The organism is Amycolatopsis camponoti, assembly GCF_902497555.1.
In the GTDB taxonomy this organism is placed as follows: domain Bacteria; phylum Actinomycetota; class Actinomycetes; order Mycobacteriales; family Pseudonocardiaceae; genus Amycolatopsis; species Amycolatopsis camponoti.
The window spans coordinates 875292-898854 of the sequence record NZ_CABVGP010000002.1; the positions used below are offsets into that span (position 1 = coordinate 875292).

Consider the following 23563-nt stretch of genomic DNA (forward strand, 5'->3'; position numbering starts at 1 on the left):
GTCCGTTCGTCAGCGGGGCCGCCAGCCGCGGACCAAATCCGCGGCGCGCTCCCGCAGCAGTTCCGCCGCGTGCGCCCGCGCGTGGTCCAGCGACGGCGCGTGGTCGATCAACGCGCTGCTCGCGACGACGCCGAGCCGGGCCAGCCCCGCGGCGTCGAGCTGGATCCGCCCGGCCAGCGCCATCAACGGCACCCCGCGCGGCCGCGCCCGGTCCGCGATCCCGGCCGGCGCCTTGCCGTTCAGGCTCTGCTCGTCGAGCGAACCCTCGCCGGTGATGACGAGATCGGCGCCCTCCAGGGCTTCGTCGACGCCGGTCAGCCCGGCGATGAGGTCGAACCCGGATTCGACGGTCGCACCGAGGGCGATCGCACCGGCGGCGACCCCGCCACCGGCCCCCGCGCCCGGAATCCCCGAGACGTCCGGAGCGCCGCCCACCCGCAGCGCGTGCGCCCACCGGCCGAGCGCCTCGTCGAGCAGCCGCACCTCCGACGGCCCCGCGCCCTTCTGCGGCCCGAACACGGCCGCCGCGCCCGAGGCGCCCAGCAACGGGTTCGTGACGTCGGTGGCGACCGAGACACGCACGCCGTCGAGACGCTCCCGCACCGGCGTCAGCTCGGTCGACGCCACCCGCGAAAGCGTGCCGCCGCCGAGGCCGACCGGCGCGCCGAACGCGTCGAGCACGCCGGCGCCGAGCGCGCTGAGCATCCCGGCACCGCCGTCGGTGCTGGCCGTGCCGCCGACCGTCAGGACGAGCCGGCGAGCGCCGTGCACCAGCGCGTCGGCGAGCAGTTCCCCGACGCCCCAGGTGTGCGCGCTCAGCGCGGTTTCCGGGCTGGGCTCGACGAATTCGATCCCGCACGCCCGCGCCGATTCGACGTAGGCGGTGCCGTCGAGCACCGCGTAAGAAGCCTTGACCGCCTCCTCCAGCGGCCCGCGGACCGTCAACCGGACGATGCGCGCGCCCGCCGCTTCGAGGACGTCGAGGGTGCCTTCGCCGCCGTCGGCGACCGGGCAGGTGACGATCTCGGCGTCCGGCAAGGCGTCTCGCACACCGAGGGCGATCGCTTCCGCGGCCTCGACCGCGGTGAGACTGCCCTTGAACTTGTCGGGCGCGATGACGACACGGGTCACGGCTTCACCTCCGTCAGCGGGGGACGCCCGGCGAGCACCGCCGCGACGTTGCGGGCCGCCAGCACGGCCATCGCGGTCCGGGTTTCGACCGTGGCCGACCCGAGGTGCGGGCTCAGCACGACGTCTTCGCGGCCGAGCAGCCGCGGTTCGACGTCGGGCTCCTTCTCGAACACGTCCAGCGCGGCGCCCGCGATCTCCCCGGCTTCGAGCGCGTCCGCCAGCGCGGCTTCGTCGACGACCGGGCCGCGCGTCGTGTTCACCAGGTACGCGCCGGGTTTCATGGCGCGCAACGCGGCCGCGTCGATGAGGTGCCGCGTCTCCGGCGTCAGCGGGCAGTGCAGCGAGACGACGTCCGAACGCGCCAGGAGCTCTTCGAAGGACACGTATTCCGCGTCGAAGTCCTGCTTCGACCGTCCTGAGTAGACGATCGACATCCCGAACGCCCGCGCGCGCCGGGCCATCGCCCGGCCGATCTGGCCGAGCCCGACGATGCCGAGCGTCTTGCCCTGCAGGCCCGAGCCGAGCAGGAAGCCGAGGTGGAACGACCACGGTGTGCGCGAACGCAGCAGCCGTTCCCCTTCGCCGATCCGCCGCGTGACGGCGAGCAGCAGGCCGAACGCGAGGTCGGCCGTGGCGTCGGTCAGCACCCCGGGCGTGTTCGTGACGACGACCCCGCGGGAGGCCAGCGCCGGGACGTCGACGTTGTCGTACCCGACGGCGACGTTCGCGACCACCTTCAACCCGGGCCCGGCGGCGTCGGCCAGCGCGCCGTCGAGCCGGTCGTGCAGCATCCCGACGACGGCCGAAGCGCCGGAGACGAACTCGTGCAGTTCGTCCGGCGCCAACGGCCGGTCGGCGGGCGACACCACCACGTCGCCCGCCTCGGCGAGGAGCTTCACCGCGTCGTCCGGAATCCATCGGGTCACCACGATCTTGGTCACCCCGACAGGCTAGTTCACCGCACCGACAGTTCAGCCCCGCTGAACGGCGTCGAGAACGATCTCCGACTGCGCGGCGGCCCCGGCGCCGTTGGGGTGGAAGGGGAACGCGAGCAGCAGCGGGTTGCTCGTGGAGATCGGGATCAGGCCCTCGACGTACCGCACAGTGGGCGCCTCGCACGCGTCGTGCCCGAGCGTGGGGGAGTAGGTGTCGACGAGTTCGACGCCGTTGTCCGCGGCCACGCGCGCGAGCATGGCGTTCATCGAGAGGAACTTCGCCTGCAGGTACGCGACGTCGCCATCGGCGATCGGGATGACCGGCCAGCAGCCCTTCCCGCTCGCGGGCAGCCCGGCGAGGTAGTTCACGAGCAGGATCCGCGCCTGCGGGGACCGCTCCTTGATCGCCTGCAGCGATGCCGCGATCTTCGGTTCCGTCGCCTTGACTGCGTTTTCCAGCTGGTCGACGCCGCCCGCGGTGAACTTCGCCTTGCACGTGCTCACCGGGAGGAGGGTGAGGCACTTGGTCACGGCGGAGGCGAGCCCGATGTCGTTGCCGCCGATCCCGACCGTGACCAGGTCCGTGGTCGCCGTGAGCCGGTCGAACTGCGGCGGGTTCGTCCCGCCCAGCGGCAGCTTCTGCGGCTGGGTGAAGTCCGTCGTCGTCGCGCCGCCGCAGCTCGCGTCCCGGAAGGTTTCGACGCCGAGCGCGCCGGCCACCTCGTGCGGGTAGTCCGAAGTGGACTGTGCGCAGTCGAGCGGGGTGAACCGCGTGGTGGGCGGGAAGGTGACGAAGACGTCGGCGGTCCAGGAGTCACCGAGGGCGACGTACTCCCGGTAGGGCGTGCTCGCCGCCGCCGGGGCGGCGAAGGCAAGCGCGGCGAGAACGGGCACGAGCAGGACGGTCAGGCGCTTGCGCATGCTGCCTCCGTTGGCAACTGAAGTGAAGGACTTTCACATTCGGCTCGTGTCCGGTGAAAAGTCAATCCACCTCACCCGTCCTGGTGACGCCGGTCGGCGTGGGTATTCAGACCCTGCTCAGCCGCACGACGGCGCTCGCGTAGCCACTCCCCGGCAGGTCGACGTCGAGGCCGTGGCTCAGCAGCACCGCGCCGTCGTGGACGACGCCGCCCGAGTCGCGGTACCGCGCGGACGGGTCGAGCCCCGCCAGCCGCGGCGGGGTGACCGGCCGCGCGAACTCCGCGGGCCGCCGCCAGAAGAACACGACCACGTCGTCGTCCAGGACGTACTGCACCGCGGTCAGCGCCGACTTCGCCGGGTCCGCCAGCCGGTACAGCTGGCCGTGCTGCACCACCGGCCGGATTTCCTTGTACAGCGCGACGAGCGACGCCGCCTCGTCGAGTTCGTCCGGGGACCACCGGGGCAGGTCGCCGCCCAGGCCGAGCACGCCCGCCATCGCGACGTGGAACCGGAAGCTCAGCGGCGCCTCGCGGCCCGTCGTCGGATTGGGGCTGTCGGTGACCCAGGCCGACATCGTGCCGGCCGGGTAGAGCTGGCCGTAGCCGTGCTGGATGGTGATCCGGTCGGCGGCGTCGGTGTTGTCCGACGCCCAGATCTCGTCGGTGCGCGCGAGGATCCCGAGGTCGGTGCGCCCGCCGCCGCCCGCGCAGCCCTGGATCCGCAGCGCGGGGTGGTCGGCGCGCAGCCGGTCCAGGATGGCGTGCACCGCGCGGACGTGCCCGACCCAGAGCCGTCCCGCGTCCTCGCCCGCCGCCGGCCACCCGGCCTCGGTGAACGCGCGGTTCATGTCCCACTTGAGGTAGTCGATCCCGTGCTCGCCGACCAGCCGGTCGAGCCACTTGTGCGCCCAGTCCGCGACGTCGGCACGTGCGAAGTTCAGCACGAGCTGGTTCCGCAGCGTGGTGCGCTCGCGATGAGCCATGTGCAGCACCCAGTCCGGGTGCGTGCGGTAGAGCTCGCTGTCCGGGTTGACCATCTCCGGCTCGACCCACAGCCCGAACTTCATCCCGTGCGCGTGGACGGCGTCGACCAAGGGGCGCAGCCCGGCCGGGAAGCGCTGTTCGTTGGCGGTCCAGTCGCCGAGGCCGGCGGTGTCGCCGGTGCGGGCGCCGAACCAGCCGTCGTCCATGACGAACAGCTCGGCTCCCAGGCGAGCCGCGGCGTCGGCGAGGGCCGTCTCGGTGGCTTCGTCGACGTCCCAGCCGGTCGCCTCCCAGGAGTTGTAGACGATCGGCCGCAGCTCCTCGGGGTGCGGCTGGACGAACTCGCGGACGTAGGCGTGCCACCGCCGGCTCGTGCCGCCGAAGCCGTCGGCCGCGTAGAGCCCGGCGAACACCGGCGTCTCCCAGGTTTCGCCGCGCAGCAGCCGCCAGCCGACGTGCTCGTGGCCGAACCCGCCGGTCCACGTGACGCGGCCGGTGTGCGTGTGCTCGACGGTGATCCGCCAGCTGCCGCTCCAGGCGAGTGCCGTCGACCAGACCTCGCCGGCTGTCTCGGTCGCGTCGCCGGCGTCGAGCATCACCCAGGGGTTGACCTGGTGGCTGGACACCCCGCGGCGGCTGGTCAGCGTGGTTTCGCCGACCGGCAGGGCTTCGCGCAGCACGCCGTACTCGGCGCTCCACGCGCCGGAGGTCCGGGTGAGCCGCGCGCCGTCGCGCCGGGGGAGCGTCCACGCCGCGGAATCCGTGCGCAGCAGGGAAATCGGTGCTTCACCGGTGTTGCGCACCGACGTCCAGCGTTCGACGACGTCGCCGCGGACGCGGTAGTGCAGCGAAAGTTCCAGCGGGTAGTGCCGATCCACGAGCCGCACGACCAGGGAGTCCTCGGTGCCGGTGTACCCGTCGTAGCGCCATTCGAGCGCCGACGTCCCGTCCTCGTAGCGCACGGCCAGCGCCGCGACGCCGAAGAACGCGCCGCCCTCGGCCGGCAGCTCCTGCCGCTCGTCGCCCGGCTCGTCGAAGCTGCTGTCGGCCGGGTTGCGGCGCGAGGCGACCTGCGTGGCCTGCGCCAACGTCAGCGGCGGGCCCCAGTGGACGTGGCGCGGCCGGTCGTCGGCGTCGAGGCGGAAGGCGTACGAGCTCTCGGGGGTGCGCAGCAGCCAGAGCCGGTGCGCGGGGTCGTGTTCGACGAGCGACATGATCCCGAGCGTAGGCATGACCAGCCGAAAAATAAATTCTTGACGAAGTTAATTAATCCTGCCTACCCTTCCGGCCATGCCTCGCAGTGCACCGGCAAGGGCGCCGATCACCAGTCCCGCGGCAGCGACCGTGTTCACCACGGTCCTGACCGAAGGGCCGGTTTCCCGCGTCGACGTCGCCCGCCGCACCGGTCTGTCCTCGGCCGCGGTCACCAAGGCGGCCCGGCCGTTCATCGAGGCCGGCTACCTCGAAGAGCTCGCCTCCGAAGGTCGCACGACGCCCGGCGCGGGGCGGCCCGCCAACCCCCTGGCCATCCGGCCCGACCGCGAGTACTTCGTCGGCGTCAAGATCACCGGCGACGACCTCATCGGCGTCGTCACCGACCTGCGTGCCGACGTCCGCGCCAGCGCCCACCACGCGCTGACGAGCCACGACGTCGAGCACGTCGTGCGGGCGCTGGCCGACCTCGTCGGCGAGCTGCTGGCCGGCCCGACCCCGGACGGCACCAGCAACCTCCGCGCCCGCGCCTATTGCCTGGGCGTCGCGGTCTCCGGCGACGTCGACCGCGCGTCCGGCGTCGTCCGGTACTCGCCGTTCCTCGGCTGGCGCGACGTGCCGCTGGCTTCCCTTTTGGAAGACGCCACCGGCCTCACCGTGACGCTGGAGAACGACGTCAAGGCGCTCGCTGTCGCCGAGCAGTGGTTCGGCGAAGGCGTCGGCGCGTCGTCGTTCGCGCTGGTCACGGTGGGTACGGGCATCGGCAGCGCGCTCGTGGTGAACGGCGACCTGGTCCGCGGCGCGCACGGGGTCGCGGGCGAGATCGGGCACGTCCCGGTCGCCGACGGCGGGCCGTCCTGCCACTGCGGCGGCCAGGGCTGCGTCGAGGCGATCGCGTCCACCGAAGCGATCCTGACCCGGGCCCGGCTCATCGCCGCGGAACCTGGCTTGACCATGGAAGACGCTGTGGCGCGCGCCCGCGGCGGTGACGAGCTGCTGCGGGACGTGTTCGCCGGGGCCGGGCACGCGATCGGGCTCGGCCTGGCCGCGCTGGTCAACCTGTTCGGCCCGGAGCGGGTGGTCGTCTCGGGGGAGGGCGTCGCGACCTACGACCTGTTCGAGGACCAGATCCGCCGGACCTTCGCGGTCCAGGCGTTCGGCAGCGCCGCCCGCTGCGGCCTGGTGATCCGGCCGCTGCCGTTCGAGGAATGGGCGCGGGGCGCGGCCGCCGTCGCCATCCAAAGTCTTTTCGTCGCCGAGAGCGTCTAAGGAGTCCCTGTGAGCCCCATGAACCGGAGAAGCTTCCTGGTCGGTTCCGTCCTCTTCGCCGGTGGCGCCGCCCTCGCGGGCTGCACCAGCGATCCGTTGAACAAGAACGCGGGCGCCGCTTCCGGCGCGAAAGTGACGCTGCAGCAGTGGTACCACGCGTACGGAGAATCCGGGACGCAGCAAGCGGTCCAGCGGTACGCGCAGGAGTTCACGAAGGCCAACCCGGACATCGCGATCAACGTCAGCTGGATCGCCGGCGACTACGAGACCAAGCTCAACTCGGCGATGCTCACGGCGCAGGCGCCCGACCTGTTCGAGCTGGGAGACTTCCGCTACCAGAACGTCAAGAACGGCCTGCTCGCGCCGCTCGACGACGTCATCGCGCCGGCCAAGGCCGACTTCAGCCCGGCCGCGCTGGACACCGTGACCGTCGACGGCAAGATCTACGGCGTCAAGATGATCGACGACGTCATGATGCTGTACTACCGCAAGTCCGCGCTGCAGGCGGCGGGCGTGCAGCCGCCGCAGACGTTCGCCGAACTCCTCGAGGCGACGCGGAAGCTGAACACCGGCAAGCAGAAGGGCCTCTACGTCGGCACCGACGGCGTCGGCGAAGCGGCGACGCTCCTGCTCTGGTCGTCCGGCGGGGACTTCTTCGACTCGAGCGGCAAGAAGGTCGCCTTCGCCTCACCCGAGGCCGTCGCCGCGATCGCCGGGCTCAAGCAGCTGCACGACACCGGCGGCCTGCTCCAGGGCTACCCGACCGACTGGTCCGACCCGGGCGCGTTCGCCAACGGCGCGACCGCGATGCAGTGGGGCGGCCTGTGGTCGCTGCCGGACATCAAGAAGGCGCTCGGTGACGACTTCGGCGTCGTCGCGTGGCCGAAGTTCGGCGACGCGGGCAAGCAGGTCGCGCGCGTCGGCGGCTGGTACCAGCTGGCGAATGCGAAGAGCCAGAACCTCGACGCCGTCAAGAAGTTCATCGACTGGCTGTGGATCAAGAACGCCGACCTGCAGAAGGACTGGTGCGTCAAGTACGGCTTCCACATCCCGGCCCGCAAGCCGGTCGCCGCGCAGACCACCGAGTTCTCCAGCGGCGCCGCGAAGGACGCCGTGACGATCTCGCAGCAGAACGGCAAGTCGTACTCGGGACTGTGGAACAAGGCGTCGGCGACGCTGTTCCTGCAGGCCGCGACGAAGATCGCGAACGGGGCGGACCCGGCCGCCGAGCTGGAGGACGCGGCGAAGAAGGCCCAGGCCGAAGTCGACAAGCAGCTGGCATGACCGCCTTGATGGAGGCTCCGGCTGTCGCGGTGGCGCCGAAGAAGCGCCGGCGTCGCCGGGACTGGCGGGCGATCGGCGCGTTCGCCGTGCTGACCGGCCCCGTGGTGATCGGGCTGGGGCTGTTCAAGTACGTCGCGATCGGGTGGAGCTTCCTGCTCAGCTTCAACGACGCGCGCGGCACGATCACCCTCGGGAACTGGATCGGCTTCGACAACTACGCGTTCCTGCTCGGCGACGACGCCTTCCTGACGTCGCTGTCGACGATCGCGCTGTTCACCGTGTTCATCGTGCCGATCACGTTCGTCGCGTCGCTCGGCCTCGCGGTGCTGATCAACAGCATCAAGCGCGGCAAGGCGTTCTTCCGGACGATCTTCCTCATCCCGGCGGCGGTGTCGTACGTCGTCGCCGCGCTGGTGTGGAAGATGGCGCTGTTCAACGGCCTCCCGTCCGGCGTCGCGAACGTGCTCGGCGGGCTGTTCGGCGCCGATCCGGTGCCGTGGCTGTCGGAGACGAGCCCGCCGGTGTACTGGGTCGCGGTGGTGACGCTGCGGCTGTGGCTGCAGGTCGGGCTGTACATGATCCTGTTCCTGGCCGGGCTGCAGGCGATCTCGCCGTCGCTGTACGAAGCCGGGGAACTGGACGGCACGACGAAGTGGCAGGCCTTCCGCTACATCACGCTGCCGCAGCTGCGGAACACGTCGGTGGCGGTGCTGCTGCTGATCCTGATCGCCGCGTTCCAGGCCTTCGACGAGTTCTACAACCTGTTCGGCACCGGGCTGTCGGGCACCGCGACGGCGCCGGTGAAGCCGCCGCTCGTCTATCTGTACGACTCCGCGCTCGGCGACCAGAACTACGGCGTCGGCTCGGCGGGCGCGTTCCTGCTGACCGTGCTCATCGTCGTGATCACGCTGCTGCAGGGCCGGTTCGTCGGCTTCGGGAAGAAGGACTGATGGCCGTCCTCGCCGCCCCTCGCGTTCGCAAGGCCCCGAAGTACGTCCTGGCGTCCGTGCTGTCGGTGATCTTCCTGCTGCCGTTCTACATCATGCTGCGCAACGCGTTGATGACGCGTCAGCAGGTCAGCTCGCCGGACTGGTCGTGGCTGCCGGACCCGCTGTCGTGGGTCAACTTCGGCGACCTGTTCGCCGACGCGTCGGTGCCGATGGCGCATGCGCTGTGGAACTCGTTCCTGGTCGCGATCATCACCGCGCCGGTCGGCACGCTGTTCGGTTCGATGGCGGGGTACGCGCTCGCCCGGATCAACGTCCCGGGACGCCGTGCGGTCTTCACGTACGTGCTGGTCACGCTGATGATCCCGCAGTCGGTGACGTTCGTGCCGACGTTCGTCGTCGTCGGATCCATGGGCGGGGTCAACACGGAGTGGGGGATCATCGCGCCGAACCTCTTCAGCGCGTTCACCGTGATCCTCTTCCGCAACTTCTACCTGCGGTTCCCCGTCGAACTGGAGGAGGCGGGCCGGCTCGACGGGCTCGGCTACCTCGGCGTCTACCGGCGGCTCGTGCTGCCGAACTCGGGGAGCATGATCGCGTCCCTGGGCGCGCTGATGTTCATCGAAAGCTGGAACGCGTTCCTGTGGCCGCTGGTGATCGGGCAAGACCCGTCTTCGTGGACCGCGCAGATCGCGCTTTCGACGTTCCTGACCGCGCAGTCGGTCAACCTGCCGGCGCTGTTCGCCGGCGCTCTGGTCACCATCGCGCCGCTGGTCGCGATGTTCCTGGTCGCCCAGCGGTTCATCGTCAGCGGAATCGCCGCGAGCGGGCTCAAGGAGTAGGTCCCCTACCGAGGAGTGTTCAGTGAAGCGCCTCCTTTCCGTGTTCCTCGCTGTCCTGGGTCTTTCGGCCTTCCTGGTACCGATGGCCGACGCGCGGACACCGTTCGTCCGGCCGTTCATGGGCTGGAGCAGCTGGAGCCTCGAGTCGTCGACCCGCGCGGGTTACGGCACTTCGTGGCTCAACGAGTCGCACGTCCGCGACGCGGCTTCGGCCATGGCGTCGAAGCTCAAGTCCGCGGGCTACACCTACGTCAACATCGATTCGGGCTGGAACGCTTCGCAGTCCTGGGTCTTCCACACCGACGTCAACGGCATCCCCGACCCCGATCCGACGCGGTTCCCCTCCGGGATCCCGGCGTTGGCTTCTTACGTGCACTCCCTCGGGCTGAAGCTGGGCCTGTACGCCGTGACCGGGCTCGAGAAGGAGGTCTACGACAAGAACGCGCCGATCGCCGGGACGTCGTGCCACGCGCAGGACATCGCGTACCGGCCGCTGACGCCGTCCAACGGCTGGGGCGGCAACTGGAAGGTCGACTTCACGAACCCGTGCGCGCAGAAGTACTACGACTCGATCGTGGCCCGCTTCGCTTCCTGGAGCGTCGACTTCGTCAAGGTCGACGGGACGACCGCGGACAACGTCGCCGACATCAAGTCGTGGTCCGCCGCTATCGACCACTCGCGGCGGCCGATGTGGCTGACCGCGAGCGCGTGGCCGGTGCCGCGGTCCATCGGTTCCTCGCTGGCGCCCTACGCGAACGGCGTCCGGATCGACACCGACATGGAGTGCTACTGCGAGACGGTTTCCTCGTGGGACAGCTCGGTGAAGGCGCGGTGGGCGGACCTGCCCGGCTGGCAAGGCGTGTTCGGCCCGCAGTACCGGCCGGACCTGGACTCCATGCCGATCAGCAACAACACGGGGTCCGGCATCCAGGACGGCATCTCCGACGTCGAGCGGCAGAGCGTGATGACGTTCTGGTCCATGGCGTCTTCGCCGCTGTACGTCGGGGGAGACATCTACTTCCTGGACGCTTCCGCCGTGGCGATCCTGACGAACCCCGAGGTCGTCGCGGTCGACCGGTCGGGGACGTACGCGACGCGGGTGACCGGCGGCGACCGCCAGGTGTGGACGAAGCGCGCGCCGGACGGCCGGACGTACGCGGCCGTCTACAACCTGGGCTCCACGCCCGCGGACATCACGGTGGACCTCGGCGGGCCGGTGCGTGACCTCGTCGCGCGGAAGGACCTGGGTCGGTTCCGGGGATCGTGGACGGCTTCCGCGGTGCCGCCGCACGGCTCCCGCCTGGTGCGGATCGGCTGACGATTCTCTCGAAGGGGACTTTTCTCGCTGCTCGCGCGAGGAAAGTCCCCTTCGTCGTGCCTGCGTCATCCATTGGGTGGAAGACGTCTGGTCGGACGCCCGGGAGCCGTGCTATGTTCGGTTTCAGAACGAGTGTGCGTGATGCGAACAGATCTCGGGAGCGTGAGATGGCGGAGCTGCTGTCACTGGAGGAGGCCGTGGGCCGGCTGGTGCGCGACGGCGACACCGTCGCGCTCGAAGGGTTCACGCACCTCATCCCGGTCGCGGCCGGGCAGGAGATCATCCGGCAGGGCCGGCGGGGTCTCACGCTGGTGCGGATGACCCCGGACATCGTGTACGACCAGCTGATCGGCGCGGGCTGCGCGAGCAAGCTGATCTTCTCCTGGGGCGGGAACCCGGGAGTCGGTTCGCTGCACCGCTTCCGCGACGCCGTCCAGCACGACTGGCCGGTACCGCTGGAGATCGAGGAGCACAGCCACGCGGGCATGGCGAACCGGTACGTCGCCGGCGCGTCCGGCCTGCCGTTCGCGGTGCTGCGCGGCTACACGGGCACGGACCTGCCCGCCCAGACCGACACGATCAAGCCGATCACGTGCCCCTTCACCGGCGAGCGGCTCACGGCGGTCCCAGCGCTGAACCCGGACGTCACGATCGTCCACGCGCAGCGTGCCGACCGGGCCGGCAACGTCCAGATGTGGGGCATCACCGGCGTCCAGAAGGAAGCGGTCCTGGCGGCGAAGCGCTCGCTGGTGACGGTGGAGGAAATCGTCGACGAGCTGGAGCCCCGGGTGGGCGCGGTGATCCTCCCGTCCTGGGTGGTCACCGCGGTGGCCGAGGTCCCGGGCGGCGCGAAGCCGTCGTACGCGGCGGGGTACTACGAACGTGACAACTCGGCGTACCAGGCGTGGGACGAGGTGGGCCGCGACCGCGAGGAGTTCACGAAGTGGCTGAACGAGCTGACCGGGGTGACGGCATGAGCGCGGTTCTCGCCCTGCCTGGTCGCACCGCGACGCCGAGCTGTTCCCCGACCCGGCGGGCCCGAGCGGCGCACCAGCTCGGCAGCGCCCCGACCGCGCGCCGTTCCCCGGTGCAGCAGGCCCGAGCCGCTCACCGGCCCGGTGGCGGCGCGACCCGGCGCCGGTCCCCGATGCGGCGAGCCAGAGCGGCCATCCCGCGCCCGATCCACCCCACCACCGGCAACGCCCGCAAGACCGCGGAGGTCCCGGCATGAGCACCGACTACACGGCCGACGAGATGATGAGCGTCGCGGCGGCCCGTGCCCTCGGCGACGGCATGTCCTGCTTCGTCGGCATCGGCCTCCCGAGCAAGGCGGCGAACCTCGCCCGCCGCGCCCACGCCCCGAACCTCACGTTGATCTACGAATCCGGCTGCCTGGGCGCGAAGCCGTCGAGGCTGCCGCTGTCCATCGGCGACGGCGAGCTGGCCGACACCGCCGACGCCGTGGTCAGCGTCCCGGAGGTGTTCAACTACTGGCTCCAGCCGGGCCGCATCGACGTCGGCTTCCTCGGCGCCGCCCAGCTCGACAAGTTCGGCAACATCAACACGACCGTGATCGGCTCGGACTACCACGACCCGAAGGTCCGGCTGCCGGGCGCGGGCGGCGCCCCGGAGATCGCGGCGTCGTGTGGTGAGGTGTTCATCGTGCTGCGCCAGAGCCCCCGCGCGTTCGTGGAGAAGGTCGACTTCGTCACGTCGTTCGGCCACGGCTCCGGCAAGGGCGACCGCGAGAAGCTCGGCCTCCCGGGCCGGGGCCCGACGCTGGTCGTCACCGACCTCGGCCTGATGCGCCCCGACCCGGAGACGGCCGAGCTGACCCTCACCGAGCTGCACCCGGGCGTGGAGCTGGACCAAGCGGTCAAGGCGACGGGGTGGAAACTGAAGGTCGCGGACGACCTGAAGGTCACCCCCGCCCCGACCGAGCAGGAGCTGACCGTGCTCCGAGAGCTGGAGAAGGCATGACCGACGTCTACGTCCTCGACGCGATCCGCACCCCGTTCGGCCGCTACGGCGGCGCACTGGCCGGCGTCCGCCCGGACGACCTGGCCGCCGGGGTCCTCAAGGCCCTGCAGGCGCGCAACGACCTCGACCCGTCCACAGTGGACGAAGTCACCCTCGGCGACGCGAACGGCGCGGGCGAGGACAACCGTAACGTCGCCCGCATGGCCGCGCTCCTGGCCGGCTGGCCCACGAGCGTCCCCGGCAACACCGTCAACCGCCTCTGCGGCTCCGGCCTCGACGCGGTGATGCAGGCCAGCCGCGCGATCCAGGTCGGCGACGCGTCCCTGGTCGTCGCCGGCGGCGTCGAGTCCATGACCCGCTCGCCGCTGGTCATGCAAAAGCCCGAAAAGGCCTTCCCCGCCGGCAACCAGACCCTCTACAACACCGCGCTCGGCTGGCGCATGGTCAACCCGGCGATGCCGTCGGAGTGGACGATCTCCCTCGGCGAGTCCACCGAGAAGCTCGCCGAGCGCTACGGCATCGGCCGCGACGAGCAGGACGCCTTCGCCGCCCGCAGCCACGTCAACGCCGCGAAGGCGTGGGACGAAGGCTTCTACGACGACCTCGTCGTCCCGGTCGAGGGCGTCGACCTGGCCCGCGACGAGGGCATCCGCCCGGATTCCAGCGCCGAGAAGCTCGCCAAGCTGAAGCCCGTCTTCCGCAAGGAAAACGGCACCGTCACGGCGGGCAACGCCTCCCCGCTGAACGACGGCGCGTCGGCGCTCCTCCTGGGCGACGAAGCGAGCGCGAGCCGGCTCGGCGCGACCCCGCTGGCCCGGATCGCCGGCCGGGGCGCGGCGGGCGTCGACCCGGACGTCTTCGGCATCGGCCCGGTGCGCGCGGCCGAGATCGCCCTCGAGCGCGCCGGCATCGGCTGGGACGACCTGGTCGCGGTCGAGCTCAACGAGGCATTCGCGGCCCAGTCGCTGGCCTGCCTGCGCGACTGGAAGAAGCTCGACCCGGAGATCGTCAACACCCACGGCGGCGCGATCGCGATCGGGCACCCGCTCGGCGCGTCCGGCGGCCGCATCCTCGGCACCCTGGCGCACGACCTGCACCGCCGCGGCGGTGGCTGGGGACTCGCCGCCATCTGCATCGGCGTCGGCCAGGGCCTGGCCGTCGTCCTCGAAGGCCGGTAAGGGAGAGAAGACGTGGCTACTCCGACCGAATTCAGGCTGCCGCGCTACGGCGAGGACCCCGAGGGCACGCACCCGCCGCTCGGCTACCCCGGCTACCGCTCCACGGCGCTGCGGCACCCCAAGCAGGACCTGGTGCTGCTCCCGCAGATGCTGACCGAGGTCACCGGCCCGCTGCTCGGCCCCGGCCGCCTGGGCGAGCTCGACAACGACCTCACCCGTCAGCACGCGGGGGAGCCACAGGGGCAGCGGATCATCGTCACCGGCCGGCTGCTCGACGGCGAGGGCCGCCCGGTGCGCGACTCCCTCGTCGAGATCTGGCAGGCGAACGCGGGCGGCCGCTACCGCCACACCGGCGACCGCTGGCCGTCGCCGCTCGACCCGAACTTCGACGGCGTCGGGCGTGCCCTGACCGACAGCGACGGCCGCTACACCTTCACCACCATCAAGCCGGGCGCGTACCCGTGGAAGAACCACGACAACGCCTGGCGCCCCGCGCACATCCACTTCTCGGTGTTCGGTTCGGCGTTCACGCAGCGCCTGGTCACCCAGATGTACTTCCCGGACGACCCGCTCTTCTCCCAGGACCCGATCTTCAACTCCATCCCGGACGAGAAGGCCCGGCAGCGCATGGTCTCGCGCTACGACCACGAGATCACCCAGTCGGAGTGGGCGCTGGGGTTCCAGTTCGACATCGTGCTGCGCGGGCGCGACGCGTCGGTGTTCGAAGAGGAAGAGGACGAAGACGAATGACCAGCCTGCTTCCCACCCCTTCGCAGACCGTCGGCCCGTACCTGTCGATCGGGCTGCCCTGGCCCGACGGCCCGCACGTCGTGCCCGAGGGCACGCCCGGAGCGTTCTGGATCCGCGGCACCGTCCGCGACGGCAACGGCGACCCGGTCCCGGACGCGATGATCGAGACGTGGCAGGCCGACCCGGACGGCGGGTTCCGCCACCCCGACGACCCGCGCGGCGAAGCGTCGGGCGACTTCCGCGGCTTCGGCCGCTGTCCGACCACGCCTGAGGGCACGTACGGCATCCTCACCCTGCTCCCGGGCGTGGTGCCCGGCGAGGGCGGCACCACGCAGGCCCGCCACATCGACGTGTCGGTGTTCGCCCGCGGCCTGCTCAACCGGGTCGTCACGCGGATCTACTTCGAAGACCAGGACAACTCCGCAGACCCGGTACTGGCGACGGTCCCGGAGGAGCGGCGTGGCACCTTGATCGCGGCGAAGACCGAGGACGGCTACCGGTTCGACGTGCGCCTCCAGGGCGACGGAGAGACGGTGTTCTTCCGGGTATGACGAACGCGAACGGAGGTGACGGCGTGGGCGCCGTGCGGCTGCACCGGGTCGTCGAAGGGCCTGAAGACGGTCCGGTGGTGGTGTTCGGCGGGTCGCTCGGCAGCGACCTGAGGATGTGGGAACCCCAGGTCGTGCCGCTGCTGGAGCGCGGCTTCCGGGTGGTCCGCTACGACACGCGCGGGCACGGCGCTTCGCCGGTGCCGCCGGGGCCGTACGACCTCGAAGACCTCGGCTTCGACTTCCTCCGGCTGCTCGAAGACCTCGGCGTCGCGAAAGCGCACTTCGTGGGCCTGTCGCTCGGGGCGATGACGGGCATGTGGCTCGGCGCCCACGCGCCGGACCGGATCGCGAGCCTGGTGCTCTGCTGCACGTCCGCGAAGCTCGGCCCGCCGGAGATGTGGGCAGACCGGGCGCGCACGGTGCTCGAGAAGGGCACCGGCGCGGTGGCCGCCGCCGGCGTCACCCGCTGGCTGACGCCGGCCTACGCCGAGCGGCACCCGGACCGGGCCGCGTACCTGCGCTCGATGATCGCCGCGGTCCCGGCCGAGGGCTACGCGGCCTGCTGCGGCGCGATCGAGCGGATGGACCTGCTCGACGTGCTGCCGAAGATCACCGCGCCGACCCTGGTCATCGCGGGCGCCGACGACCCGGCCACCCCACCGGAGGGCCACGCCGACCTGATCGCGGCGGGCATCCCGGGCGCGCGGCTGGAGGTCGTGCCGGACGCCGCGCACCTGGGCAGCTACGAGCGGCCCGAAGAATTCACGAGGCTGATCCTCGAGCACTTGGAGGCGCTGTGACACCGAAAGACATGAGCACAGACCGTCACGACCAGGGCATGAAGGTCCGGCGCGAGGTGCTCGGCGACGAGCACGTCGACCGCGCCGTCGCGGGCACCACGGAGTTCAGCCGCCCGTTCCAGGACTACATCACCGAAGGTGCGTGGGGCTCGGTCTGGGCCCGCGACGGCCTCGACCGCCGGACGCGCAGCTGCGTGACGCTCGCGGCGCTGACCGCGTTGCAGGCGCACAACGAGCTGGCGATGCACGTCCGCGCGGCGATCCGCAACGGTCTTACGGCGGCGGAGATCGGCGAGGTCCTGCTGCACACGGCGGTCTACGCGGGAGCCCCGGCGGCGAACGCGGCGTTCGCCATCGCCCAGCGCACCCTGGCCGAGCTCGGCGAGCCGACCGCCCTGCCGGCGGACGCCGGATAAGGTGCCGGGCATGGACACGGGGAGGCCCATCGAAGTCGAGCTGGCCAGCGAGCCGGCCCACCGCGGTGCCCACCACGTCCAGTCACTGGAGCGCGGCCTGGCCGTGATCAAGGCCTTCCACGCCGGCGCGGCGGAGCTGACCTTGAGCGACGTCGCCCGGGCGACGGGTCTGACCCGCGCCGCGGCCAGACGGTTCCTGCTGACCCTGACCGACCTGGGCTACGTCCGCACGGACGGCAAGTACTTCTCGTTGACGGCACGGGTACTGGAGCTGGGGTATTCGTACCTGTCGAGCATGACGCTGCCCGAGGTCGCCCAGCCCCACCTGGAGCACCTGTCGGCGGGAGTGCACGAGTCGAGCTCGGTGTCGGTCCTGGAGGGAACGGACATCGTCTACGTGGCGCGAGTGGCGGTCTCGCGCATCATGACGGTGAGCATCAACGTGGGAACCCGCTTCCCGGCGTACGCGACATCGATGGGTCACGTCCTGCTGTCCGGCCTGAGCAAGGCGGAGCTGGAGGCTTACTTCGTGGTAGCCAAGCTCAACCGCCTGACGGACCGCACGGTGACGGCCCCGGACCGCCTCCGCGAGGAGCTGGCCAAGGTGACGGAGCAGGGCTGGGCAATGGTGGACCAGGAGCTGGAGGAAGGCCTCCGCTCGGTGGCGGCCCCGATCCACGACCGCGGAGGCCGAGTGGCGGCGGCGGTCAACCTGTCGACCCACGCGAGCCGCACCACGGCCGAGTCGGTGGAGCGGGATTTGGTGCCCCCACTGCTGGAGACGGCCCGAGCAATAGAGGCCGACTTGGCAGTCGGCGCCCCAGGCCGAGCCCATGGCTGAGAACGCAAGCCGGGTGGCGGGGGCCGCCGAGTACCGAGGGTGGGGTGCATCGGCCGAGTCCGCGGACGGGGTGCCCACCGGGCGGTCGGTGCTCCGATGACCCCGCCCGTCGCCGGCTTGCTGCTCGCCGCCGGGGCCGGTCGGCGGTTCGGTGGCCCCAAAGCGCTCGCCGAACTCGAGGGGCGACCTCTCGTCCTCCGGGCGCTCTCCACCCTCTCCGCCGCCGGCTGCCACCCCGTCCGCGTCGTCGTCGGCGCCGCCGCCGAGCAAGTGCGGGCCCTCCTGCCCGACCCCACCCAAGCCGTGTTCGCCGAAGGCTGGGAGACCGGCATGGGCGCCTCCCTCAAAGCCGGCCTGGCCTCCCTCTCCGGCGACCCGGCTCCGGTCGCGGCCCTGGTCCACCTCGTCGACCTGCCGTGGGTCGGCGCCGACATCCTCACCCGCGTCGCCGCGGACGCCACCGCCGAGACCGTCGCCCGCGCGTCCTACGACGGCACCCCCGGCCACCCCGTCCTCCTCGGCCGCCGCTGGTGGTCCGAGATCGCCGGCTCCGCCCAGGGCGACCGCGGCGCCCGGGACTGGCTGGCGACCCGTCCCGATCTGAAGCTCGTCGAGTGCGGCGACCTCGGCAGCGGCCGCGACGTCGACCGCCGGGCCGATCTGCCCGGCCGGTGACCGGCACGCCGCCTACGATCGACAGCGTGACCGACTCGCCCGAAGAACTCGCCGCCGCGCTGGACGCGACCGGCTACCTCGCCGACGACGGGCTCGCCACCGCCGGCTTCCTCGCCCTCCGGATGGGCCGCCCCCTCTTCTGCGAAGGCGAACCCGGCACGGGCAAGACGTCGCTCGCCATCGCGCTGGCCACCGCGCTCGACCGCCCGCTCGTGCGCCTCCAGTGCCACGAAGGCATCGACGCCGCCCAAGCCCTCTACGAATGGGACTTCCCGCGCCAGCTCCTGCACCTGCGCGCCCTCGAAGCCGCCGGCGACGGACGCGTCGACGTCGAGACCGCCGAGCGTTCGCTCTACACCGAACGCTTCCTGCTCGCGCGCCCCCTGCTGCAGGCCCTCATCAGCTCGCCGTGCGTCCTGCTCATCGACGAGATCGACCGCGCCGACGACGAGTTCGAAGCCTTCCTCCTCCAGCTGCTCGACGAGCACGCCGTCACCATCCCCGAATACGGCGAAGTCCGCGCCGCGGAGCCGCCGCTCGTGGTGCTGACGTCGAACCGCACCCGCGAGGTGCACGATGCCCTCAAGCGCCGCTGCCTGTACCACTGGCTGGAACACCCCGACCTGGCGCGAGAGGTCACGATCCTGCGCCGTAGAATCCCCCTAATAGGGGAAGTGTTGGCTCGGCAGATCGCTGAAGCGGTGCATCGGCTCCGCGAAATGGACCTGCTGAAGCCACCAGGAGTAGCGGAGTCACTCGACTGGGCGAGAGCCCTCATGGCTCTGCAGCGGGACGAGCTGGATGCGGCGACGGCGGCGCGAACGCTCGGAGCTGTCCTGAAATACAGCGAAGACCTCGACCGGGTACGGGCCAAGCTCGACGCCTTGTTCGCCTGACCGGCTCGGGGCATCCGAAGGCACGGGAGGGCCGGAGGCATGAGCGTGGTGGCGACGACCGAAACGAGACCGTCGAGCAGGCGGGGAGCGGAACCCGCGGTGACCGCCCGGCGCCGGTGGCCGGCCCGGCTCGCGGCCGCGGCGGCCGTCCTGGGCGGCACCGCGCTGATCGCCGTGCACGCTTCGTTCTACGGCCACTGGCTGATCGACGACGCCGCCATCACCTTCGCCTACTCGCGCAACGTCGCCGACGGGCTCGGGCCGGTGCTCCAGCCCGGCGTGGCGCCCGTCGAGGGGTACTCCAACCCCACCTGGATGATCCTGCTCGCCCTCGGCAAGCTCGTCGGCCTGTTCGACCACGGGACGCTCTTCGGCGTCTCCGACCAGATCCTCTTCCCGAAGGCGCTGGCGCTGGCCTGCTGCGCCGGCGTCCTGGCGCTGTTCTACGCCGGCGCGAAGGCGCTCAGCAGCCGTCCGGCGCTCGTCACCTTCGTCGCCGGAGCCGCGCTCGCCGCCAACCCGTCGTTCGTGATCTGGTGCTTCTCCGGCTTGGAGAACTCCTTCTACGCGTTGACCGTCGCGGCGCTGGCCGTGCTCCTCCTGCGGTCGGTGCTGAGCGACAAACTGCTGACCCACCGCGTCGCGATCGGCGCCGGCGTGATCGCCGTGCTGGCCGCGCTCACCCGCCCCGACGGCATCATCTACGCGGGCGCGTACCCGATCGCCGTCGCCGTCTTCCTCAAGCGGGCCGCGCTCGCCCGCAGCGTCCGCGCGGTGGTCGTCTCGGTCGTGGCGTTCGTCCTGCCCTTCGGCGCGTACGTCGGCTACCGCTGGTTCGAGTTCGGCCGCCTGCTGCCCAACACCGCGATCGCGAAGGGCCAGGAACCGCCCGCCTTCGCCGACCTCGCGCGGCCGGGCGAGATCGTGTCCTACGCGGGCTGGCTGCTCGTCGCCGTCGTCGTGGGCTGCCTGGCCGTGCTGCTGGTCAAGCCCGGACGGCTGCGCATCGGGCTGATCGCGTTGATGGTTCCGCTCGGCTTGGCTTTCGCCGCGTTCATCGTGCTCGAGTACGACTGGATGGGGCACCTGCGGTTCGCGACGCCGGTCTGGACGGTCGGCGCCCTCCTCGGGGCGACCGCGGTCGTCGAGACGTTCGCCGTGGTCCGGGTGCGCGCCCGCGTCGTCCTGGCCTGCCTGCTCGTGGCCGCGTCGGTCAGCGCGGTCGGCGGCTACTACGAGCAAGGCACGAAGTACCGCGCCGACGTGAAGACGGCGATGTGCGCCGTCGCCGAGCGGGACGACACCGCGATCAACGGGTTCGCGGACATCCTGCGGCTGCCGGACACGGCGTCGGCCGGGGTGATCGACCTCGGCGGCACGGCGCTGGGCAGCCGGCTCCGGCTGCTCGACCTCGCCGGGCTCGGCGACGCCCCGATCGCGGATTACCTGCACGTCGCCGACTTCGCCGGCCTGCGGGACTACGTCTTCACGACGGCGAAGCCCGAACTGATCGTCTTCGTCGGCTCGTGGAGCAGCACCCTGCAGTTCGACCAGGACCCGCGGTTCGAGCGCGACTACGCGACGATCTTCGCCCGGAACGACGCGAAGAACCAGGCCACGTACCACGTTCGCCGCGATCTGGTGGACGACGCGAAGCTCGCCGAACTGCGGGCGTTCGCGCAGCGGGCACTGCCTCCGGTCCTGGCGGACAACGACGTGGCGCGGCGTCGCGGCTGCGCGAACATCGTGCCGGGCTTCACGGCCTGACAGTCCACAAAGGACGCCGATTAAATGCGTTGCCCGGCACGCCGGGCTCCGGCATGCTTTTTCCAGTACAGCAGGCAACACCACCGAGAGGAGGAGATCGTGAACCGGCAAGCGAACCGATGCGGCACGATCTCCCGTGCCGTTCGCTGAATCTTCCTGAAGGCTCTTCGCGCCCACCCCTCGCTACCTCGGGTCGGTCGCCGCGAAGAGCGCGGTCTGCGCCCGTCCGGGGAGGGACGTGCGCGCAGGCCGCCCCCGTCCCGGTAGCTCAGCAGGACAGAGCGCGGCGCTACGAACGCCGAGGTCCGAGGTTCGACTCCTCGCCGGGACACCAGAACCGCCGGCACGCGCAGCGGCACAACAGCGCCAAACCGCAGTCAGCAGCCCCCGTTTTCCACGCTAGCGGAGGGCACCGACAATCTCCGGTGCCCACCGTCGCCTTGTCCACAGGCGAGCCCTCCTCGCCGGGTGAGCGCACAATGGAGTCATGACCACCGCCGCCGATCCCGTCGCCGGGTACGCCGGGTTCGCCGCCGCCCTGCGGGAAGCCGGGGTTGCCTGCGATGCGCGTCGCGTGCAGGCCTACCTCGCCGCCGTCGGGGAGATCGATGTCGCCGAACCCACCCAGCTCTACTGGGCCGGCCGGCTCACCCTCTGCTCCAGCCCCGACGACCTCCCGTGCTACGAAGAGGCCTTCAGCCAGTGGTTCTCGATCGAAACCACCACCCCGCAACGCGCGAAAACCGCCGCGCCGAAGCAGGCCCGGATCGCCCCGCTCGTCGACGCCGACGGCGGGAACACCGACGGTGGCGAAGGCCCTGAGCAGCTGAAAGTCGCCGCGAGCACCCAGGAAGTCCTCCGCCACCGCGACCTCGCCGCGCTGACCACCGCCGAACGCGAACACCTCCGCGAGCTCCTCGCCACCCTGAGGCCCGCGCCGCCGAAGCGGCCGGCCTCGCGAAGGACCCCGTCGCACCGGGGGCGGCTCGATCCTTCCCGCACGCTGCGCGCCATGCTCGCCAGCGGCGGCGAGCCCGTGAAACTCGTCTACGCCCGGCGGGGCAGCCGCCCGCGGCGCGTCGTCCTGCTCATCGACGTCTCGGGGTCGATGAGCCCGTACGCCGACGCCCTGCTCCGCTTCGCCCACGTCCTCACGCGCAGCGCGCCCCAGTCCGTCGAGGTCTTCACCCTCGGCACGCGGCTGACCCGGGTCTCGCGCCAGCTGCGTCAACGCGATCCCGAACGCGCCATGCTCGCCGCCGGTTCGGCGGTGCCCGACTTCGCCGGCGGCACCCGCCTCGGCGAGACGCTGCGGGCCTTCCTCGACCGCTGGGGCCAGCGCGGCCTGGCACGGCGCGCCGTGGTCACCGTCTTCTCCGACGGCTGGGAACGCGGTGACACCGGCCTGCTCGGCGAGCAGCTCGCCCGCCTGCGCCGGCTCGCGCACGCCGTATTCTGGGTGAATCCGCACGCCGGCCGTGCGGGGTACGCTCCGGTCCAGTCGGGCATCGTGGCCGCCTTGCCCCACATCGACCGGCTGCTGGCCGGGCACACCCTGGCCACTTTGGAACGACTGCTCGGGGAGATTTCCGATGCGTGACGTACTGGACGACGTGTTCCGCCGCTGGGCCGACGGGGAAACGGTCGGGCTCGGCACCGTGGTCGCCACCTTCTCGTCGGCGCCGCGCGCGCCCGGCGCCGCGATGGTCGTCGCTCCCGACGGCACCGTCGCCGGCAGCGTGTCCGGCGGCTGCGTCGAAGGCGCCGTCTACGAGCTCGCGCAGGAGGTCGTCAGCGAGCGCAAGCCCGTGCTGCAGCGCTACGGCGTCACCGACGACGACGCGTTCGCCGTCGGCCTGACCTGCGGCGGGATCATCGACATCTACGTCGAGCACGTCGACCGCGAGTCGATGCCGGAGCTCGGCGACGTCGTCGCGTCCGTGCGCTCCGGCGAGCCGGTCGCGGTCGTCACGATCATCGAGCACGAGCGCGAGGGCCTGGTCGGCGAGCACATGATCGTGTGGCCGGACCGCACCGAGGGCTCTCTGGGATCGTCGCGGATGGACGACGCCGTGGCCGACGACGCGCGCGGCCTGCTGGCCAGCGGCCGCACCGGCACCCTGCACTACGGTCCCGACGGGCAGCGCCGCGGCGAAGGCATGGCGGTGTTCGTCAACTCCTTCGAGCCGCCGCCGCGGCTGCTCGTGTTCGGCGCGATCGACTTCGCCGCCGCGATGGCCCGCATGGGCGCCTACCTCGGGTACCAGGTCACGGTCTGCGACGCGCGACCGGTGTTCGCCACGAGCAGCCGCTTCCCGGACGCGCACGAGGTCGTCGTCGACTGGCCGCACCGCTACCTGGAGGCCGAAGCCGAGGCGGGCCGCATCGACCAGCGCACGGCCATCGCGGTGCTGACCCACGACCCGAAGTTCGACGTGCCGCTGCTGGAGGTCGCGCTGCGCCTGGACGTCGGCTACGTCGGCGCGATGGGCTCCCGCAAGACCCACGACGACCGCTTCGCCCGCCTGCGCGAAGCCGGGATCACCGAGGGGGAGCTGGACCGGCTGGCGTCGCCGATCGGCCTCGACCTCGGTGCCCGCACGCCGGAAGAGACGGCCGTGTCGATCGCCGCGGAAATCATCGCGTTGCGGTGGGGTGGCGGTGGGAAACGGCTCGCCGAGTTGTCGGGACGCATCCACAGCTGACTGCTGCTGTTCGGGGGTTCCGGGTGGCGGAGCCCCCGGGCTCGGGGCGACGCCCCGATTGCTACTGCTCCGGGTGGCCCACAAAAGTTCACCCATCCGGACTTCCGCACATACGGCGTTCCGCGGCGGATTCCCGTGTATCTGCGGAACAGGTAGTTGAAC

The 23563-nt window shown here is 71.4% G+C and carries 23 protein-coding genes and 1 tRNA gene; 20 read left to right on the plus strand and 4 right to left on the minus strand.

Annotated elements, in window-relative coordinates; genetic code table 11:
* Positions 1-9 precede the first annotated feature (9 nt).
* From AA23TX_RS24640 to AA23TX_RS24655, 4 genes are all read right to left on the minus strand, one after another.
* Positions 10-1131, minus strand: coding sequence for a glycerate kinase (locus tag AA23TX_RS24640; RefSeq protein WP_155545220.1), 1122 nt, complete (start codon positions 1129-1131; stop codon positions 10-12).
* A complete protein-coding gene (locus AA23TX_RS24645) occupies positions 1128-2072 on the minus strand; it encodes a 2-hydroxyacid dehydrogenase (RefSeq protein WP_155545221.1) in 945 nt (314 codons plus the stop codon). Before AA23TX_RS24645 ends, AA23TX_RS24640 begins: the two co-directional genes overlap by 4 nt.
* Before the next feature lie 30 nt (positions 2073-2102).
* Entirely contained in the window at positions 2103-2987 is an 885-nt protein-coding gene (locus AA23TX_RS24650) for an SGNH/GDSL hydrolase family protein (protein WP_155545222.1), read from the minus strand.
* Positions 2988-3093: 106 nt separating this feature from the next.
* Complete coding sequence (locus AA23TX_RS24655) at positions 3094-5184, minus strand: alpha-galactosidase (RefSeq protein ID WP_155545223.1); 2091 nt, start codon at positions 5182-5184, stop codon at positions 3094-3096.
* Positions 5185-5260: 76 nt separating this feature from the next.
* On the opposite strand from AA23TX_RS24655, the gene AA23TX_RS24660 reads away from it, so the two are divergent.
* The 20 genes from AA23TX_RS24660 to AA23TX_RS24755 all read left to right on the plus strand — a co-directional run bounded on the left by AA23TX_RS24660 (position 5261) and on the right by AA23TX_RS24755 (position 23401).
* Complete coding sequence (locus AA23TX_RS24660; RefSeq protein ID WP_230862691.1) at positions 5261-6451, plus strand: ROK family transcriptional regulator; 1191 nt, start codon at positions 5261-5263, stop codon at positions 6449-6451.
* Positions 6452-6469: 18 nt separating this feature from the next.
* A complete protein-coding gene (locus AA23TX_RS24665; protein WP_155545224.1) occupies positions 6470-7735 on the plus strand; it encodes an ABC transporter substrate-binding protein in 1266 nt (421 codons plus the stop codon).
* Entirely contained in the window at positions 7732-8685 is a 954-nt protein-coding gene (locus AA23TX_RS24670) for a carbohydrate ABC transporter permease (protein WP_155545225.1), read from the plus strand. Before AA23TX_RS24665 ends, AA23TX_RS24670 begins: the two co-directional genes overlap by 4 nt.
* Positions 8685-9524, plus strand: coding sequence for a carbohydrate ABC transporter permease (locus AA23TX_RS24675; protein WP_155545226.1), 840 nt, complete (start codon positions 8685-8687; stop codon positions 9522-9524). Before AA23TX_RS24670 ends, AA23TX_RS24675 begins: the two co-directional genes overlap by 1 nt.
* Positions 9525-9546: 22 nt before the next feature.
* Positions 9547-10842, plus strand: coding sequence for a glycoside hydrolase family 27 protein (locus AA23TX_RS24680; protein ID WP_230862692.1), 1296 nt, complete (start codon positions 9547-9549; stop codon positions 10840-10842).
* A gap of 167 nt (positions 10843-11009) precedes the next feature.
* Entirely contained in the window at positions 11010-11819 is an 810-nt protein-coding gene (locus AA23TX_RS24685) for a CoA transferase subunit A (protein WP_155545227.1), read from the plus strand.
* Positions 11816-12073, plus strand: a complete 258-nt coding sequence (locus AA23TX_RS24690; RefSeq protein ID WP_155545228.1) for a hypothetical protein — start codon at positions 11816-11818, stop codon at positions 12071-12073. The genes AA23TX_RS24685 and AA23TX_RS24690 overlap by 4 nt, the downstream gene beginning before the upstream one ends.
* On the plus strand, positions 12070-12822 hold the full coding sequence (locus AA23TX_RS24695; protein ID WP_155545229.1) for a CoA-transferase subunit beta: 753 nt from the start codon (positions 12070-12072) through the stop codon (positions 12820-12822). The genes AA23TX_RS24690 and AA23TX_RS24695 overlap by 4 nt, the downstream gene beginning before the upstream one ends.
* Positions 12819-14000 carry a thiolase family protein gene (locus AA23TX_RS24700; protein WP_155545230.1) on the plus strand — a complete coding sequence of 394 codons (1182 nt, stop codon included), beginning with the start codon at positions 12819-12821 and terminating at the stop codon, positions 13998-14000. Before AA23TX_RS24695 ends, AA23TX_RS24700 begins: the two co-directional genes overlap by 4 nt.
* A gap of 12 nt (positions 14001-14012) precedes the next feature.
* Positions 14013-14750 (plus strand): protocatechuate 3,4-dioxygenase subunit beta, encoded by a 738-nt coding sequence (gene pcaH / locus AA23TX_RS24705; protein ID WP_155545231.1) that lies wholly within the window; start codon positions 14013-14015, stop codon positions 14748-14750.
* Positions 14747-15301, plus strand: coding sequence for a protocatechuate 3,4-dioxygenase subunit alpha (pcaG, locus tag AA23TX_RS24710; protein ID WP_155545232.1), 555 nt, complete (start codon positions 14747-14749; stop codon positions 15299-15301). The genes pcaH and pcaG overlap by 4 nt, the downstream gene beginning before the upstream one ends.
* Entirely contained in the window at positions 15298-16101 is an 804-nt protein-coding gene (gene pcaD, locus AA23TX_RS24715) for a 3-oxoadipate enol-lactonase (protein ID WP_155545233.1), read from the plus strand. The genes pcaG and pcaD overlap by 4 nt, the downstream gene beginning before the upstream one ends.
* Before the next feature lie 11 nt (positions 16102-16112).
* Positions 16113-16517, plus strand: coding sequence for a 4-carboxymuconolactone decarboxylase (gene pcaC / locus AA23TX_RS24720; protein ID WP_155545234.1), 405 nt, complete (start codon positions 16113-16115; stop codon positions 16515-16517).
* A 10-nt stretch (positions 16518-16527) separates the two neighbouring features.
* A complete protein-coding gene (locus AA23TX_RS24725; protein ID WP_155545235.1) occupies positions 16528-17358 on the plus strand; it encodes an IclR family transcriptional regulator domain-containing protein in 831 nt (276 codons plus the stop codon).
* A 96-nt stretch (positions 17359-17454) separates the two neighbouring features.
* Complete coding sequence (locus tag AA23TX_RS24730; RefSeq protein ID WP_155545236.1) at positions 17455-18033, plus strand: nucleotidyltransferase family protein; 579 nt, start codon at positions 17455-17457, stop codon at positions 18031-18033.
* 26 nt (positions 18034-18059) lie between these two features.
* On the plus strand, positions 18060-18929 hold the full coding sequence (locus AA23TX_RS24735) for an AAA family ATPase (RefSeq protein WP_155545237.1): 870 nt from the start codon (positions 18060-18062) through the stop codon (positions 18927-18929).
* 99 nt (positions 18930-19028) lie between these two features.
* The gene (locus AA23TX_RS24740; RefSeq protein ID WP_230862693.1) at positions 19029-20696 is read left to right on the plus strand and encodes a hypothetical protein; all 1668 of its coding nucleotides are present in this window, start codon (positions 19029-19031) and stop codon (positions 20694-20696) included.
* A 257-nt stretch (positions 20697-20953) separates the two neighbouring features.
* Positions 20954-21030, plus strand: a tRNA-Arg gene (locus AA23TX_RS24745).
* Between the two features lie 153 nt (positions 21031-21183).
* Positions 21184-22296 (plus strand): vWA domain-containing protein, encoded by a 1113-nt coding sequence (locus AA23TX_RS24750; RefSeq protein WP_155545239.1) that lies wholly within the window; start codon positions 21184-21186, stop codon positions 22294-22296.
* Positions 22289-23401: an XdhC family protein gene (locus AA23TX_RS24755; protein WP_155545240.1), complete on the plus strand. Its 1113-nt coding sequence runs from the start codon at positions 22289-22291 to the stop codon at positions 23399-23401. Before AA23TX_RS24750 ends, AA23TX_RS24755 begins: the two co-directional genes overlap by 8 nt.
* Positions 23402-23563 lie beyond the last annotated feature (162 nt).